The following is a 2,711-nucleotide window of genomic DNA, read 5'->3' on the forward strand; positions in this document are numbered from 1 at the left end:
AGAAATTGCACTTATTATCCGAATCTAGGATATGTAATTTTAGTAGAAGTCTGAATTAAATAGGTAACCAAAAGGAACAGGGTATGACACCAGCTATTTTACTGCTCGAAAAATTGAATATTTCCTTTACTGTTTTAAGTTATGAGCACGATCCAAAAAATACTCAGTTTGGTTATGAAGCGGTTGAAAAGCTTAATTTAAATTCGGCCCAGGTATTTAAAACATTAGTGCTAGAAACTGCAGAAAACGCACTGATAGTGGCAATTACACCTGTGGTACAACAAGTTAATTTAAAGCAATTAGCTCAGGTCTGCGGTACTAAAAAAGTCCACATGGCTGATCCGCAAAAAGTACAAAAAAGCACAGGTTATATTTTGGGAGGCGTAAGTCCGCTGTCACAAAAAAAACGCTTGCCCACCTTTGTACATAAAAGCGCAATACTATTTGATGTTATCTATGTCAGTGCCGGCAAGCGGGGGTTGGAAATAGCGCTCAGCCCACAGGATTTAATTTCACAGTGTAATGCTCAGCTTGCTGATTTTTAATCTTTAAATCACTCATTCATCTTTTTGCCTATCAGTGAGGCCGCAAAAAGCCGGAATATCCGAAATTCAGCGTACATGTGTAAGCTGTTTTTATTCAATGGCTTAGCTACTTTATTAAAAAATAATTGAAAATAATGTTAAAAAAACTGGTTGGACCAATTGATCTCTTGCTCATTTTATGACGTAATGTAGATATTACTATCTGGTCGGATGAGTCCATTATGAGCTTACGTACAAAATTAAAAAAAGTTTTACCAAGTATTTCAATCACAGAACAAGAGGCACTTGATGCCGGTGATGTGTGGTTAGAAGGGTCTATCTATCAAGGTAAACCTGACTTCAGTGCATTACGTGCAGTGCCTGCAGCAACATTAAGCGCTGACGAACAAGCATTTATCGACGGCCCATTACAAGAACTATTGGGAATGATCGACGATACTGAAATACAAAGCGGTGTTCATTTACCTGACTACATCCTAGAGTTTTTGAAAAAAGAACGTTTTTTCTCGTTGATTATTCCAAAGTCATTTGGTGGCTTAGAGTTCAGCCCGTATGCAAACTCAACAATTGTTGCAACCATTGCGACTAAGAGCTCAGCAGTTGCAGTAACGGTGATGGTGCCTAACTCATTAGGGCCGGGTGAATTATTACTGCACTTTGGTACACAAGAGCAACAAGCACATTATTTACCGCGCTTAGCCAATGGTCGTGATATTCCATGTTTTGCATTGACTAGCCCTGAAGCAGGCTCAGATGCTGGCGGTATTCCTGATATCGGCGTAGTGACTAAAGGCATGCACAATGGCGAAGAAGTACTTGGTCTTGAGATCACGTGGGACAAGCGCTATATCACCCTTGCACCGATTGCCACAGTGCTTGGTTTAGCCTTTAAGGTTGTCGATCCTGAGGGTTTACTTGGTGGCAAAGAAAACTTAGGTATTACCTGTGCGCTTATTCCAAAAGAGCACCCTGGTGTTGAACTTGGTAATCGTCATGATCCTATGGGTATTCGTTTTTACAACGGTACAACACGTGGTAACAAAGTATTTGTACCAATGGATTTCATCATCGGTGGACAAAAGAACATCGGTCGTGGTTGGCAAATGTTGGTTAGCTGTTTAGGTGCTGGTCGTGGTATTTCATTACCTGCACTGGGTGTGAGTTCATCACAGGTGGCATTTAAAGGGGCATCAGAGTACGCCGCTGTCCGTGAGCAATTTGGTTTATCCATTGGCCAATTTGAAGGTATTCAAGAAAAACTCGCTGATATTGCGGGTAAAACATACCTTCAAGAAGCAATGCGCGTATTAACTACCGAAGGTTTGGGCATGGGCTTAAAACCATCAGTTGTTACCGCAATTGCAAAATACCACATGACTGAAATTGGCCGCGATGTGCTTGATTCAGCAATGGATATTCAAGCAGGTAAAGCGATTCAAAATGGACCGCAAAATACACTAGCCAGTGGTTATGTAGCACAGCCTATTGCCATTACGGTAGAAGGTGCGAACATTCTTACTCGTAACCTGATGATCTTTGGTCAAGGTGTTATGCGTTGTCACCCATATTTGCAATCTATGGTTGAGTCTATCCACAGCGAAGACAAAAATGCAGATAAAGAATTTAACAGCATTTTACGTAAAACAGTGGGTTACAGTGTAGCTAACAGCTTACGTGCATTTCGATTAGGTGTATTACCATTCACCGCAGGCGCAGAGTCTAAGCTACCAGAAGTGCGCGAATACGAAAAAGCAGCGCAGAAATTATCAGCTAAACTTGCTGTATACGCTGACTTTTCGTTATTAGTACTGGGCGGTAAGCTTAAGCAAGCTGAAATGCTTTCTGCACGTTTAGGCGACGTAATGAGCTTCTTATATGCTGCAATGGCCTCAATTAAGTATTACGAGCAAAAAGTAGCAAACAGCGAGCGTGAGCAAGCAGCGCCTTACTTCCACTACGCGACTCGTTTTGCTCTACAAAGCGCAGAAGAAGCACTACATAAGTTTTTAGATAACTTCCCTGCAAGTGGTACTCGTAAGTTCATGCGTTTCATTACCATGAACTACTCGACTAAAATGCCAAAAATCAGTGATGATTTAATTCGTGAATTAGCTAAACAAGCACAATTAGATACGGCGTTTAAAAAGCAAATTACGCATTTGGTTA

General features: G+C 41.1%; 2 protein-coding genes. Both read left to right on the top strand.

Features of this window, described 5'->3' with window-relative positions; translation table 11 throughout:
- Positions 1-83: 83 nt before the first annotated feature.
- Positions 84-545 carry a Cys-tRNA(Pro) deacylase gene (gene ybaK / locus B5G52_RS21620; RefSeq protein ID WP_087534697.1) on the top strand — a complete coding sequence of 154 codons (462 nt, stop codon included), beginning with the start codon at positions 84-86 and terminating at the stop codon, positions 543-545.
- 221 nt (positions 546-766) lie between these two features.
- Positions 767-2,711, top strand: a 1,945-nt coding sequence (locus B5G52_RS21625; protein WP_087534698.1) for an acyl-CoA dehydrogenase, incomplete at its 3' end; no start/stop codon positions are given.

The sequence above is a fragment of the Pseudoalteromonas sp. A601 genome (genome assembly GCF_002165575.1).
Classification (GTDB): domain Bacteria; phylum Pseudomonadota; class Gammaproteobacteria; order Enterobacterales; family Alteromonadaceae; genus Pseudoalteromonas.

Bases quoted from the DNA above. Each gene is read 5' to 3' on its own strand.
- ybaK (WP_087534697.1), top strand. From the start codon at position 84: ATGACACCAGCTATTTTACTGCTCGAAAAATTGAATATTTCCTTTACT.